The sequence below is a fragment of the Spirosoma lacussanchae genome (assembly GCF_005870035.1).
Classification (GTDB): domain Bacteria; phylum Bacteroidota; class Bacteroidia; order Cytophagales; family Spirosomataceae; genus Spirosoma; species Spirosoma lacussanchae.
Genome location: NZ_SWJG01000001.1, coordinates 1,586,214 through 1,600,021 on the forward strand (window position 1 = coordinate 1,586,214; position 13,808 = coordinate 1,600,021).

The 13,808-nt window shown below is 51.5% G+C and carries 13 protein-coding genes; 11 read left to right on the forward strand and 2 right to left on the reverse strand.

Features of this window, described 5'->3' with window-relative positions; translation table 11 throughout:
- Positions 1-97 precede the first annotated feature (97 nt).
- The 3 genes from FBR45_RS06575 to FBR45_RS06585 all read left to right on the forward strand — a co-directional run bounded on the left by FBR45_RS06575 (position 98) and on the right by FBR45_RS06585 (position 2,526).
- Positions 98-1,486 (forward strand): TolC family protein, encoded by a 1,389-nt coding sequence (locus FBR45_RS06575; RefSeq protein ID WP_138500451.1) that lies wholly within the window; start codon positions 98-100, stop codon positions 1,484-1,486.
- A gap of 66 nt (positions 1,487-1,552) precedes the next feature.
- A complete protein-coding gene (locus FBR45_RS06580) occupies positions 1,553-1,762 on the forward strand; it encodes a DUF2188 domain-containing protein (protein ID WP_138500453.1) in 210 nt (69 codons plus the stop codon).
- 71 nt (positions 1,763-1,833) lie between these two features.
- On the forward strand, positions 1,834-2,526 hold the full coding sequence (locus tag FBR45_RS06585; protein ID WP_138500455.1) for a DUF421 domain-containing protein: 693 nt from the start codon (positions 1,834-1,836) through the stop codon (positions 2,524-2,526).
- A gap of 41 nt (positions 2,527-2,567) precedes the next feature.
- Here the strand turns inward: FBR45_RS06585 and FBR45_RS06590 are convergent, their stop codons facing one another.
- Complete coding sequence (locus tag FBR45_RS06590; protein ID WP_138500457.1) at positions 2,568-3,665, reverse strand: DNA topoisomerase IB; 1,098 nt, start codon at positions 3,663-3,665, stop codon at positions 2,568-2,570.
- A 46-nt stretch (positions 3,666-3,711) separates the two neighbouring features.
- Positions 3,712-4,296 (reverse strand): DUF6962 family protein, encoded by a 585-nt coding sequence (locus FBR45_RS06595; protein ID WP_138500459.1) that lies wholly within the window; start codon positions 4,294-4,296, stop codon positions 3,712-3,714.
- Positions 4,297-4,452: 156 nt separating this feature from the next.
- Between FBR45_RS06595 and sucD the strand changes: the two genes are divergently transcribed.
- The 8 genes from sucD (at position 4,453) to porN (ending at position 13,752) form a co-directional block, all read left to right on the forward strand.
- Entirely contained in the window at positions 4,453-5,328 is an 876-nt protein-coding gene (gene sucD, locus FBR45_RS06600) for a succinate--CoA ligase subunit alpha (RefSeq protein WP_077920231.1), read from the forward strand.
- Between the two features lie 11 nt (positions 5,329-5,339).
- A complete protein-coding gene (locus FBR45_RS06605; RefSeq protein WP_246082127.1) occupies positions 5,340-6,593 on the forward strand; it encodes a DUF4271 domain-containing protein in 1,254 nt (417 codons plus the stop codon).
- 28 nt (positions 6,594-6,621) lie between these two features.
- A complete protein-coding gene (locus FBR45_RS06610) occupies positions 6,622-7,437 on the forward strand; it encodes a uroporphyrinogen-III synthase (protein ID WP_138500461.1) in 816 nt (271 codons plus the stop codon).
- 180 nt (positions 7,438-7,617) lie between these two features.
- Entirely contained in the window at positions 7,618-8,589 is a 972-nt protein-coding gene (locus FBR45_RS06615) for a PorP/SprF family type IX secretion system membrane protein (RefSeq protein ID WP_138500463.1), read from the forward strand.
- A gap of 266 nt (positions 8,590-8,855) precedes the next feature.
- Positions 8,856-9,998 carry a T9SS ring complex lipoprotein PorK/GldK gene (gene porK, locus FBR45_RS06620; protein WP_138500465.1) on the forward strand — a complete coding sequence of 381 codons (1,143 nt, stop codon included), beginning with the start codon at positions 8,856-8,858 and terminating at the stop codon, positions 9,996-9,998.
- Between the two features lie 111 nt (positions 9,999-10,109).
- A complete protein-coding gene (gene porL / locus FBR45_RS06625) occupies positions 10,110-10,922 on the forward strand; it encodes a type IX secretion system motor protein PorL/GldL (RefSeq protein WP_138500467.1) in 813 nt (270 codons plus the stop codon).
- A gap of 122 nt (positions 10,923-11,044) precedes the next feature.
- Positions 11,045-12,634, forward strand: a complete 1,590-nt coding sequence (gene porM, locus FBR45_RS06630; RefSeq protein WP_138500469.1) for a type IX secretion system motor protein PorM/GldM — start codon at positions 11,045-11,047, stop codon at positions 12,632-12,634.
- A gap of 56 nt (positions 12,635-12,690) precedes the next feature.
- Positions 12,691-13,752 (forward strand): type IX secretion system ring subunit PorN/GldN, encoded by a 1,062-nt coding sequence (gene porN / locus FBR45_RS06635; RefSeq protein ID WP_138500471.1) that lies wholly within the window; start codon positions 12,691-12,693, stop codon positions 13,750-13,752.
- Positions 13,753-13,808: the final 56 nt, after the last annotated feature.

A 13,808-nucleotide genomic window follows, 5' to 3' on the forward strand; every position in this document is an offset into this window, starting at 1 on the left:
TGGGAAAGTTTGCAATTTATAGAAAGTTAATGAGTGCGACGGCTAATCGCATATTCTCGTAATTTTGACCGTTCGTGTCGTTGTTAAAACCAAGTCGATGAAGCTCAGCAGTTGGATATTTTTTATTTGCGTACCTATTCTGGCCAATGCTCAACAAGCCCCTAATGCCATTAAACGCGCTCAGCTACGAACGCCAACCGTGGCCACCATCCCGCAACCTGGTGACCTTCTGACGCTTCCGCAAGCCGTTGAGCAAGCCGTCAGACAGAACTACCAGATACAGATCAATCGATCGCAGGAAGAAATTGCCCGCAACAATTATACGAAAGGGAACGCTGGTTATCTGCCCACGCTGACCGGCAACGCCACCTCGACCGGCGGGTTGCAAAGCCTCCGCCAAACATTCCTGGATGGTATCAGACCTCCACTCAGAGCTTCCGGTATTTTTAACCGGACCTCAAACCTGGGCGTGAACCTGAACTACGTGGTTTTTAATGGCTACGCCCGCTCAGCAACCTATACCCAACTCCAGCAGCTAGTCCAGATCAGTACGGTTAATACACGAGCTAATGTGGAAGCGACCATTGCCAGCATTGCCACCGGTTATTACGATGTGGTCAGGCAGTTACAGCGGCTGATCGCGTTTGCCCAGGCGCTGGATATCTCACGCGAACGACTGGAGCTGGCACGGGCCAACTACGAGGTTGGTACTCGCTCGAAAGTCGACTTTCTGAGCGCGCAGGTCGATTACAATACCGACAGTGCTGCGCTCATATCCCAGGAGCAGGCCCTGCGGAATGCCAAAATAGTACTGAACACCCTGCTGGTACGCGATCCGCTGACCGAGTTTTCGGTTCGGGATACAATCGTGGCCCGTAGTGACCTGCAGCTGGCGCCGTTGCAGCAATCGCTGACTACCAACAACCCGCTCCTGGCTGCGGCCGTACTGAACCGTACATTGGCCGACGTAAGCGTTCGGCTGGCCAACGCCCAGCAGCTGCCGTTGATCACCGCCCAAACCGGTTATAACTATCAGTTTATCGATAACCAGGGGGGCTTCGGCGTGCGAACCGGCCGAACCAGTGCTATTACCTACAACGTGCAGGCTACTATTCCCATTTTCAACGGATATAACCTGAAACGGCAGATCCAGAATGCGCGGGTAAACACCATTATTGCCCAGACTCAGGAGGCAGACCAGCGGCTTCAACTGCAATCAGCCCTGGCACAAACGTACCAGACGTATCAGAACAGCATCCGGCTGCTGAATCTGGAAGTGCAGAATAACCAGCTAGCCAATCAGAACGTGGACATTGCGTATGATCGGTACCGGATCGGGAACTCTACCTTTGTAGAATTCCGGGATGTGCAACGTAACGCCATCAATGCCCAGACCCGTCTGATAGAAGCAGAATTCAACGCGAAAGCAGCGGAGATCGAACTCCTCCGGCTCAGTAGCACCATCACGCAGGAACTGGCTATGTAGCGGCTGCCAAACAGTTATCATCAGATGAGGTTATTGCTCATAGCTGATTGCTAACTGCTAAACGTTATGCCGTATACGAAAAAAGAGTATCCGGACTCGCTGAAGTTCTTCATGGCGCCGGTCCGAAACAAAGCCATTGACATTGCCAACGCGCTGTTAGCCGACGGCAGTGATGAATCGAAGGCAATTGCCATTGCCACCGCCAAAGCGGAAGAATGGGCCCTGAAACGTGGTGTAAAAGTCAGAAAAGACAACGCTCCTGAAAACAGAGACTAAAGGCTGATTTCACTAATCCGGCCACATAGCTGTTGGGGAGGTTTTATCTGATTTTACTTCACTATACCATCATGCAGGAACCCGTTGAACCATTCGATTGGGAGCGTATCGTACTGGACCAGTTTCCGGGAACGTATCTGGGAGAGGTTGCTTTTCGAACCGTATTCATGTTTGTCGTTATCCTGACAGCACTGGCTGTTTCGGGGAAGCGCGAAGTCCGTCAGCTATCGATCTACGAGCTGGTTTTACTGATTGGGCTTGGCTCGGCAGCCGGTGACCCCATGTTTTACCATGATGTACCGTTAGCGTCGGCTGTGGTGGTGTTTGTGGTAGTGATGAGTTGTTACAAACTGGCAACCTATATCAGCGACCGAAACAGGCGGGTGCGCGAAACGCTGGAAGGTAAGGCGGTTTATGTCATTGAAGATGGCTGCATTCTTATCCAGAATTTTGATCAGGAAGACCTGGGCCTCGATGAGCTTTTCTCAGAACTGAGGGTAGAAGGCGTTGAACAACTGGGGCAGGTTCGGGTGGCCATCCGGGAGCACAATGGCCAGCTAAGCCTGTTTCAATTCGAGCCCGGCAGCGTGCGAAAAGGACTGCCCATACTTCCGAAAGTTTTTGATCAGCACTCCAAAGATATTCGCCAGCCAGGCGAATATGCCTGCTGTACCTGCGGGCGTGTGCAGCAGTTCAATGCGCCAGCCCAGGAGCCACTGTGTCCAACCTGCGGGAAACAAGTGTGGGTTGCTGCTGTCCTTTGACTCCGAACGTTGTAGGTCCGGAGTCAAAGGGCCAGAACGAATCAGGCTATGTTCTTTTTGAGAGCCGAATTCTTCACTACGTCTTTCACCTGGTCTTTCAGAAATCGTAGTAATAGTTTTTCGACCCCATCGAGACCATGTGGGCTCGTTTGCCGGAACCGGGCTTTCTGTTTGATATACGGGTTCAGGTCCTGACATTCGTACGCTTCCAGAATCTGCGGATGTACGTAATGCTTGCGGCATACGGTGCGGGTGTTTCCCAGTTGCTGCGACACCTGATCCAGCACCGTGTTTACATTCTTTTTCAGCTCCTTGTCCGTTTCGCAGGGCTCCAGCTCGACCAGTAAACGCAGGGCGTTGACGGTGCCAGCCCAGGTTCTGAAATCTTTGGCCGAAAAGTCATCGCCCATGGTTTCTTTCAGGTAATCATTTACCATACCGGAGTCGATAGAATGGCGCTGCCCATCCGGGTCGAAGTATTGAAACAGCTCCTTGCCCGGTATATCCCGGCAAGCCTTCACCAGCCGCGAGAGTCGGCGGTCGTGGAGGGTAATGTCGTGATAAATCCCTTTTTTGCCTTTGAAGCTGAATCGAACATCGCTACCGGTGGTTTTTACATGCCGGTCTTTAAGCGTGGTCAGCCCGTATGAGCCGTACTCTTTTTCGTAGGCAGCGTTGCCCACCCGAATGAGCGTTTGCTCCATCACGCTGAGCGCAATGGCTATCACTTTATCGCGATTGAGATCCCTTTTCTTCAGATCCTTGTCAAGGCGGGCTCGCAGCAGCGGCAGCGCTTCGCCAAACGCAACCATCCGAAAAAATTTGGTCTCGCTCCGGATGGCGTTCCAGTTGGCGTGGTACCGATACTGCTTACGGTTCTTGGTATCAATACCCGTAGCCTGTAAGTGTCCATTGGGTTTAGCACTAATCCAGACGCGTTCCCAGGCGGGCGGAAGCGCCATTTGGCGGATGCGGGCCAGCGTAGACTCGTCCGAGACATCATGACCAGCCGCGTCGCGATAGGTGAAGTGATCGCCGGTACGGTGGCGGGTGATACCGGGTGCCGTATCGTCTATATAAATAAGTCGGGCCGCACGGGCGGTCTGAGCCGGGTCGTGGGCTAATTGCAATAAATCCACAGTCGTTGAGTTTTGTGGATTGGTAACTCCCGGATGAAGTAATTAGTTAAAAACTGCGAGGCTGTGCAGCTTTTCCGAAGAACCAGAGGGAAACGGCGTTGGCGTAGTGGTAGAAATCGGTAGGATGAATAAATGCGTTGAAGGCATCGGCTTTGGTAGCCAGTCCCATCAGCATGGCAGCCAGCACTACCCAAAGCCCCCGTTTGTTGCGCTGCAACAACGAAAAAACGGCCAGCAGCATGAGAACCAAAATGCCCATCGACGGAACAATGGGCGTAAAAACCCGCACATCGGGCAGTAGTAGACTGATAAAGAGGAACAAACCAAACAGCACAGTGGCCACAAACGTGAGCAGCGATAACGTCCGCTGATTAAGCAACGCGTACACCGCCGTGACGACGCAAACCACGCCCAGACTATCTGACAGAACGATCATTGACCGGTGAAGCGGTTCGAGCGACTGGTTACCGGCGTAGTGAATAACCCCGATCAGCGCAGCCAGAGAGGTAGTCAGTAAGAAAAAGCCCCACAACAGCCGATTGAATAGCGAGATACGGCCGAAGAAATGCCAAAAGACGCCTACGCCTGCCCCAGCCAGTATAGAGCCGGAAAGAATGTGCGAAAAAATCATCACGTAATTTACGAAGTTTCGGCTACTTTTGCCCAACTTTTTTGGGGCGGAAAACCAGCCGAGTGAGTGAAATGAGCAGCAGTCTCTGCCCGCTCTTTTGTTCTTTTTCAGTTTTTTCGCCCGTTCAACCGCATCGCCAACGATTAACCAACCGTCATGAGTGTTTTAGTAAACAAAGACTCCAAAGTTATCGTCCAGGGTTTTACCGGCTCCGAGGGCAGTTTCCATGCCCAGCAGATGATTGAATACGGCACCAACGTTGTTGGGGGCGTAACCCCCGGCAAAGGTGGCAAAACCCACCTCGACCGCCCGGTGTTCAATACCGTTCAACAAGCTGTAGATGAAGCAGGTGCCGATGTTTCCATAATCTTTGTGCCACCGGCCTTTGCGGCCGATGCCATCATGGAAGCCGCCGACGCGGGTATCAAGGTCATTATCTGCATTACCGAAGGTATACCTACGGAAGATATGGTAGCTGTAAAAAATTACCTGTCTGACAAAGAAGTTCGCCTGATCGGTCCTAACTGCCCCGGCGTTATGACCGCCGAGGAGTGCAAAGTGGGAATTATGCCCGGCTTCATCTTCAAAAAAGGCACGATCGGTATCGTTTCCAAGTCCGGTACGCTGACCTACGAAGCTGTTGATCAGCTCACAAAGGCAGGTCTTGGCCAGAGCACCGCTATCGGTATTGGCGGAGACCCAATTATTGGCACAACGACCAAGCAGGCCGTCGAATTATTGATGAACGATCCAGAAACGGAAGCTATCGTGATGATCGGGGAAATTGGTGGCGGTATGGAAGCTGAAGCTGCCCGCTGGATCAAGGCTGACGGCAACCGCAAACCTGTCGTCGGATTTATTGCCGGTCAAACCGCCCCCAAAGGTCGCCGGATGGGTCATGCGGGGGCCATCGTTGGCGGAGCTGATGATACGGCCGCGGCTAAGATGGCCATTATGCGTGAGTGCGGTATTCACGTTGTTGAATCGCCTGCCCTCATTGGGGATACCATGCTGAAAGCGCTTGGCAAATAATAAGTGAACGAGTGAAGGAACGAAAGAATGCCGTAGCGGATACTGAACGGACGAACCAGTATAGTCTTATGGCGATGAGCCTGAACAAGCTGTTATCTTTTCGCCTGTTTTGCTTCTGGTACGGCATTTTTATGCTTTTGGGTCTGGCGGCTACCGCTCAGCCGCGCACCAGCGGCATTGGGCCACAGAACCGATATTACCCGGTACGGGATTTACGGAACGACTTCCTGGTGTATGACGAAGGCACGAAAGCTTACGTGCCTTACATCGTTGAGCAACATGCCAACCAAACGGCGCTGAGTGTATACGTCGATCTGGAAAGCAACCGGCATTACTCGCTGCTCATCGCTACACAACAGGATGGCTATCTGTTCGTGAATGCAGCCCTAAAGCGTAAGCTGAGAGCTGGCCAGTGGCAAGTGCTCAGTATCGACAGTCTGTATCGGGTTTATCGGCAACCCGAAATTTTTCTGACCTTATACGGAGCGCCCGGCCTCGACGATCGGCAGCTTTATATTGGTCAGCCTATCTCAACAACGCAGAAGGCAGTTGTTCTTCGGGATGATAATCTAAGCGTACGACCCCGTCCACAGGCCATTTACAGTGATTTCCTGGCCCTCGGCTTACTTTTTCTGCTGGCTACACACGCCCTGTTGTTCACGGTTCATCAACGGGCATTTCTCCGCATTTTTAGCCTGAGGGATCTGGTCTCACTCCGTTCTCAGGAAGATTCTTTCCTGATCAACCGGCCCCTGAGCGGTACGAACCTCCTGTTTACGCTCAACCTGAGCTTTGTCGTTGCTTACCTGATCATGTTTGTTCAGAGCCGGAATGTGGATGTGTTTGCTTCCAGAACGTTTCTGGCCGTAGGGCAGCACTTCGGCTGGCTGATCGGTGAGTTTCTGGCATTAAGCGCGATTGCTTTCATGGCCCTGTTGGGAAAATACGTGCTGCTGGAGGTACTTGGGAATCTGTATAAACTGCACGACGCTATCAACATACACTTTTTCAAGACGATGCAGTCGTCGGTCCTGTTTTTCACCGGAATGACGCTCATCCTGGCCGTTGTGGCCTACAACACGTCGGCAACAACTTGGTCGTCTAACGCCTTTCTGATACCACTGCTGGGGTTCTATCTGGCGCGAATGGGGTGGCTTTACATTGTGATCCGAACCGTAGAGCCTATCAAGAATCTTTATTTATTTTCGTACCTTTGCATCGTTGAATTGATTCCACTCATCATAGGACTGCGTTTTGCCCTTTGATGAGACGTTCTCAGGTAGTAGTGATTCAATGAACGATACCAGCATGCAATCCACCGGAGACCGGACCACGCCAGATCAGGTTATGTTGGACCGGCTAACGAAAGTAACCCGGCTTCTAGTAACCCAGTCCCGGCCAGCCGACGAAAAATCCCCGTATTTCGACCTGGCCAGCAAGTACAACCTTCAGATCGATTTTCGACCTTTTATCGAGATTCAGGGTGTATCGGCTAAAGATTTTCGCCGTCAGAAAATCAATATTCTAGCTCATACGGCTATCATCTTTACTAGTCGTAACGCTATCGACCACTTCTTTCGTATCTGTCAGGAAAGCCGGATCGAGATTCCGGCCGACATGAAGTACTTCTGTATATCGGAGCAGACGGCCAACTATCTTCAAAAGTATATAGTTATCCGGAAGCGGAAGATCTTCAACGGTACCAAGACGGCTACGGAGTTGTTTGACCTGATCAAAAAACACAAGACCGAAAAATTCCTGTTTCCGTGTTCCAACATACGCCGGAATGATATTCCGGAGTTTATGGATACCAGCAGCCTGCATTTTACGGAAGCCGTGATGTACGAGACGGTGCCGACTGACTTGTCAGATCTGACTATCCAGTCGTACGATATTATCGCCTTCTTCAGTCCTTCTGGTGTTAGCTCTCTGTTTAGCAACTTTCCTGATTATAAGCAGAATGGTACCCGGATGGCCGCGTTTGGACCAACAACGGCCCGCGCCATTACGGAAGCCGGGCTGGTGCTGGACATAGAGGCTCCGCTACCTAATGCTCCGTCCATGACCGGCGCGCTGGAATTGTACATCAAAAAAGCTAACAATCAATAGGAACCCGGGGTTACAAAAAGGTTGGTTGGTAGAAACAAAGGATCTTACCTGTTTCTGCTATCCAACCTTTGTTTTTGTTCCAATAATTTGATTGCACAGGCGTTTAGTTGTAAACTGCAACCGCTTGTTTTCTGGCGGGGAATCCTAAGCCCCCCATTCAGATACTCTTGCTTTTATCGTATGACGCGCACCCTTTACGTTCTGGTTTGTCTTCTGTTGCTGTTAAGCCTTCGCCCTACGCTTGCGCAGCAGGATCCTCAGTTCAGTATGTATATGTACAACCCGCTGTATTACAACCCGGCGGCTGCAGGTTCGGAAGGCGTTTCGCGCTTACAATTAAGCCACCGGACGCAGTATCTGGGCTATCAGCCAACCGTAACCGGCGACGGGGGGGCGCAGAGTACACAGCTAATATCATTCAATGTGCCGCTGGCCCGATACAGAAGCGGATTGGGCATTTATGCCTTCAACGACCGGCTAGGGCAGATCACTAACCAGACCGTGCAGCTCTCTTACGCGTATCGGATTCCGTTAAAAGATGGTACCCTGGCCCTGGGCGTACAGGCTGGCTTGTTCAACAAAGGATATGATTATGGACAGTTACGCCCCGGAGAGCCCAACGATCCGCTGATTCCTACGGGGCGTATCAACCAGGCGCGCCCGGATTTTGGCGCCGGGGTATACTACAATACCACTGACTATTGGATTGGTGTCAACCTGTCGCACATCAACCAGGCAACCTACACCCTCGGAACCGACCGTTCTACGAACCCGCTCAGTCGGGTGGCTTATTTAACGGCAGGTTATCGGCTTGGGTTGGGTTACGATATAGATGTTCAGCCGTCTGTGCTTATACAGTATGATACGCAGCCGGGTGTTAAGGCCGCTACTGTAACCGCCAATGTGGTTGGAACGTATGATAACCGAATCTGGGCTGGCCTGGGTTACCGACTCGGCGATGCCGTAATGGCCACGGCCGGCATTAATTTGATGAGAAACAATGCACTGCGGGTAGGGTATGCGCTGGACCTGATAGCGGGAGGAACGCAGGCTAAAAGCTTGACATCGCATGAAGTACTGGTGGGCTATGCGCTGCCGACTCCTGATGCTCGTAGGAAGCCAATTATTCGTACTCCGCGCTTCCGGTATTAAGCGGATATAAAGTTGTACGGATTCCAGATAGGGATACAGGTGACCAACATTTTGGCAACATTGTTGTTAGGCTGTTTGCAAATGGCACTGTATTTTTGAGAAATGCGTAATTTGACCTAGTCAGTTTTGCGGGTTCATTGGCTCAAATTCGCGATTTTGAGCGCTGGATACATAAATTGAGTTGAAAGCTATAGGCACATACAATATCCAAACAGATTTTCGTTTTTAGTTCGGTCTTGCACAAGAAGAAGGTCAAAAGTTTTACAATGATGAAGTCTAACTGGTTTACAATCAATGCAACCCGTGGGGTGATGGTCGCGGCAGTAGTAGTACTGATGCAGGGGTGCGGGTTTGTGAAGTCGAAATTTGGCGGAAAAGGCGGTAAGGGCAACGGTGAAGTTGGCGTTACGAACGGTGAAATTACTGCCACCGGGCGTAAAGGCTGGAAACAACCGACTCCTTATGGCATGGTGCTGGTTCCGTCGGGTTCGTTCATCATGGGCCAGGCCGACGAAGACGTTGCCGCTACCCAGATCAACATGAACCGTCAGGTAACGATCAGTTCGTTCTATATGGATGATGCTGAAATTTCGAACCACGAATATCGGCAGTACGTAAACGCCCTGTTGGCTGACTCGGTATCGGTATTGGGTGAGGAAGAGATCATGTCCAAATTCTACCCGGATACGACCGTCTGGAAAAATGACTTTACCTATCATAACGGGGATCCCATGCTGGAGCACTATTACGCGCACCCGGCTTTTGATACTTATCCGGTAGTAGGTGTTAGCTGGCTGGCGGCCAAGCATTTCTGCAAATGGCGGACCAACACCCTAGACGATTTCCGGAGTAAAGACGGTGGGTACCGCTCGTTCGGATTCCGTCTGCCGTCGGAAGCTGAATGGGAATGGGCCGCTCGTGGTGGTAAAAATGGTGCCAAATATCCCTGGGGTAACCCATATGTAGCCAATGGAAAAGGCTGCTATCTGGCTAACTTCAAACCGCAGCGTGGTAATTTCGACGCGGATGGCTACCCGTACACTGCCCCTGCAACGGCTTACAGCCCGAATGATTACGGTCTCTATAACATGTCAGGAAACGTAGCGGAATGGTGCCGGGATGCATATGCCGAGAACTCAAACGCTATTGTCTGGGACATGAACCCGGATAACCAGAACGCCGATGAGCCACGCAAAGTCGTTCGGGGCGGTTCCTGGAAAGACATTGCATACTACCTCGAAACCGGTACCCGTTATTACGAGTACGAAGATCAGAAACGGTCGTATATCGGTTTCCGTTGCGTGATGGACAATCTGGAAGGACGCACGGCCTCGTCGCGCAGTAGTCGTCTGGGTGGCGGTGGAAAAGCCAAGAGTAGCAAGAAGTCGTCGGCTAAGACAAAAGCGTAATAAACCCACTCCTGAACATCAATCCTCCAAAAGAGCCCTTCGGGTTCGATGATTGATGTTCAGTTCTTTTTACCCACACAAATAAGTACCTATTCCAACCAATCGCTTATCATGGCAGCAGCAAAAACAAATTTCTTTTGGGATCGTCTAGTACCAACTATTTACAGTGCAGGGGCCGCCGTCGTAATTTTCGGCGCGTGGGCCAAGATTACTCATAATGAGCAGTTCGGCTGGATGCTGACGCTTGGTTTGTTAACAGAGGTTGTCATCTTTGCCCTATATGCTGTCCAAAGCTTCACGCAACCCGCGGCTGCTGGTGGTACAGATTACGCCTGGGAGCGTGTATATCCGGAACTGGCCGATGATTATAAGGGAGAAGCCCGCAAACCAGTAGCTCAGCCGAATGGTCTGACAGCTAATATGGATCAGATGCTGGCGCAGGCAAAAGTTACCCCCGATGTGTTTGAGAAGCTGGGTACCGGCTTCCGCAGTCTGAATGATACGGTTTCTAAATTGTCGGATCTGACCGAGGCTACGGTAGCTACGAACGACTACGCCCGCAACGTAAAATCGGCTTCGAGCTCGATCAGCGAGATGAACAAGTCGTATGGTACGGCCATTTCGGCTATGAACTCGATGGCTGACGCCACGACGGACGCCAAAGATTACCGGGATCAGTTCCAGAAGGTAACCAAGAATATGGGTGCCCTGAACGCTGTATACGAACTCGAACTGCAGGATACCAATAAGCATCTGAAAGCCATGAACGCTTTCTACGGCAGTCTGACGTCAGCTATGGAAAATATGGCCGATGCCAGCCGTGATACCCAGCAGTTTAAGAATGAGCTGGCTAAGCTGACCGGTAATCTGGCATCGCTCAACAACGTGTATGGCAGCATGCTGACCGCCATGCGTGGTAACTAAGATCAGTGTAACGGTATTCAGTTTATAGCGTTTGCTGTGGATTGCACGCCGTAGGCTGAGCACCGTAAACCGCTAAGGCGGACTGTTAAAAACTTCACCCCCATAGTATTCCACCATAGTATATGGCAGGCGTAAAAGAAACACCCCGTCAGAAGATGATCGGGATGATGTATCTGGTCTTGACCGCGTTGTTGGCTTTACAAGTCACCTCGGCCATTCTGGAGAAATTTGTATTACTGAATAATAGCTTAGAGGCCTCCACGGTATCGGCCAACCGGGTCAACCAGGCCACGGTCGATAACATTCGTGCTACCGTCGAGAAATCAGGTAATCGGGCAACTGACCTTGTGATTGTTAAACAGGCCGATGAAGTTCGTAAGACAACGTCAGATGTGATTGCCGAAATCGATGCACTCAAACAGCGGATCATTACCGAAGCCGGGGGAGGAGTTGACGAAACGGGTAACATCAAAAATCTGAGCGAAGAAGAAAAAGTAGCGCAAATCATGGTAGGCGGCAACCACAATGGGGAAGCTTACAAATTGAAGAAGCAACTTGACGACTACCTGCAGAACCTGACCAAATACAGCCCGGCCAAGTACACCTCGCTGGCTCTCGATGGTAAAGACGACCCGATCACAAAACGGTCGCCCGATCAGCGGTCTAAAGATTTTGGTGAACTGAACTTTGCCCAGACGCCGGTTCCGGCTGCCCTGGCAGTACTTACCCAGCGGCAGACAGATGTTCGCCGTATTGAAGGTGAAGTGTTAAATGTGCTGGCCAGCAAGGTAGGGGCTCAGGATGTTAAGTTCGATAAGATTCTGGCTATGCTAAGCATGGAATCGAAAGTTGTGGTAGCCGGTACGAAGTTCAAAGGTCAGATGTTTCTGGCAGCGTCTTCGTCGGGTATTCAGCCGCGCATGAGCCTCAACGGCGCACCGGTTCGGATGCAGGACGGTCAGGGCCTGGTCGAATTCACGGCTCAGGGAGGCTCCTATGACAAGAATGGCCTGGCCCGCCGGGTGCTGACCGGCTCTATTGCCTACCAGACGCCGGCAGGTTTGAAAACGGTACCTCTTCAGGCTGAATACTTCGTAGCCAAGCCTTCGTATCAGATTGAGACGGGTACGCTGCCTCCGTTGTATCTGGGCTGCGCAAACAAGCTGAGCATTCAGAGTCCGCAGTTGGGTGCTCTTTGGAGCCCGACGATTACAGGTAATGGAGCTGCCGTTATCCCGTCGGGCGAAAAAGGCAAGGTTACCGTTGTGCCGAGTGCTGCTCAGGTGTCGCTGAACATCAGCAACGGCGGTAGCCTGCTGGGTACAGAGACATTCCGGGTAAACCGGGTTCCCCGCCCTACGCTGGAGTATCGCGTTGGGGGGCAGGCTACCAATGATCCCCGTGGTGTGCCGGTTACGTCGGCTCGTAGCGTACAGGTGCGGGCGGTGTCTGACCCAAGCTTTGCTACGTTCTCTCCCGACGATGCTAAATTCCGGGTTACCGGTATGACGGTTAGCCTTGTACGGGGTGCGCGTCGTGTGCAGTCTGTCAACCTGGGACCTGGCGGAGGCTCGGTTAGCTCACTGGCGGCTGAAGCCCAGTCTGGTGACCGGCTGGTTATTCAGGTTGAAGGGGTGCAGCGGCAGAATTTCCGGGGAGAAATCAGTGATGTACCGATGGGAAATCCAATCTATCAGGTTTCGCTTTATTAACGTAATAATGCGGTTTATTGACCGTTAACATACTGAACTGACAACAGACAGTGAGCATGATACAGACAAAAATGATTCGGTACGCCGGTGTGCTTGCAACGACCGCACTGGCCTTAGTGGGAGCGGAAGCGTTGGCGCAGGAGAAGGCAAGTACCGGGATCAACCCGAACTCAGTTCGAGGCATCAACGATAATGACATCATGATGAAGAAGACCCTTTGGCGTCGGATCGACCTGAAGGAGAAACAGAATCAGTCGATGTTTTCGAAGAATAACGAGATTTCGAAATACCTGATCGATGCTGTAAAAGCTGGCCTGTTGGACGCGTACACCAGTGACTCGCTGACTACGAAGCTGACCGCCGAAAAAATGCACGAGAAACTGCTGATTCCGAACACAGGCGGTGGCCTGTCGCAGGAAGAAATTGCGGCTGGTTTCACCGAGGACGGTAAAGGCAAAGCGGATGATGGTTGGGGCGGTCCAGCCAAAGATCCTAAAAAAACAGCTGCCAAGCAGCCGGCCGACGATGGTTGGGGAGCTCCTAAAAAAGCAGCTCAGCCAGTCGATGATGGCTGGGGAGCGCCTGTAAAGAAGAAGTCTACGGCGAAAAATACCAAAGGCAAAAAGAAAACGCCGGTAGCTGCCCCCGTTGAAGCACCTAAAAAAGATACGGTAGCTGTGGCGCAGGGACCAACGTTCTCGGGCGACGAGTACTTCGCAAAAGAACTTAACCTGCTGGAGGTAAAGGAAGACTGGGTCTTTGACCGCAAACGGTCTCGGTTGTACTATGACATCCAGTCTATTGGTATTGTTCTGCCCGCTGACAAGAACCCGGCTGGCTATGAAGTACCGGTAGCCTATTTCAAGTGGAAAGATCTTGACAAACTGTTCCGGAGTGACCCAAAAAAGTTTATCTGGTATAACCCACAAAACCAGGCTCAGCATAAAAACCTGGCCGATGCATTCGATCTGCGTCTATTCTACGGTCGTATCTGGAAGGTAGCCAATCCGGAAGACAAAGATCTGGTTTCGCAGTTTGGTGACAAAGAAGGCCTTCTGAAGTCGTACCAGGCTGAGTACGAACTGATGGAAAAAGAGCATGGTCTTTGGGAGTATTAAGTAGAAAAGAGTGGCCCAACAGCCACTCTTTTTCATGATCGAGCAATAAAAAAAGC

Coding starts and splice junctions, on each gene's coding strand:
- FBR45_RS06575 (WP_138500451.1), top strand. CDS start 98: ATGAAGCTCAGCAGTTGGATATTTTTTATTTGCGTACCTATTCTGGCC.
- FBR45_RS06580 (WP_138500453.1), top strand. CDS start 1,553: ATGCCGTATACGAAAAAAGAGTATCCGGACTCGCTGAAGTTCTTCATG.
- FBR45_RS06585 (WP_138500455.1), top strand. CDS start 1,834: ATGCAGGAACCCGTTGAACCATTCGATTGGGAGCGTATCGTACTGGAC.
- FBR45_RS06595 (WP_138500459.1), bottom strand. CDS start 4,296: ATGATTTTTTCGCACATTCTTTCCGGCTCTATACTGGCTGGGGCAGGC.
- sucD (WP_077920231.1), top strand. CDS start 4,453: ATGAGTGTTTTAGTAAACAAAGACTCCAAAGTTATCGTCCAGGGTTTT.
- FBR45_RS06610 (WP_138500461.1), top strand. CDS start 6,622: ATGAACGATACCAGCATGCAATCCACCGGAGACCGGACCACGCCAGAT.
- FBR45_RS06615 (WP_138500463.1), top strand. CDS start 7,618: ATGACGCGCACCCTTTACGTTCTGGTTTGTCTTCTGTTGCTGTTAAGC.
- porK (WP_138500465.1), top strand. CDS start 8,856: ATGATGAAGTCTAACTGGTTTACAATCAATGCAACCCGTGGGGTGATG.
- porL (WP_138500467.1), top strand. CDS start 10,110: ATGGCAGCAGCAAAAACAAATTTCTTTTGGGATCGTCTAGTACCAACT.
- porM (WP_138500469.1), top strand. CDS start 11,045: ATGGCAGGCGTAAAAGAAACACCCCGTCAGAAGATGATCGGGATGATG.
- porN (WP_138500471.1), top strand. CDS start 12,691: ATGATACAGACAAAAATGATTCGGTACGCCGGTGTGCTTGCAACGACC.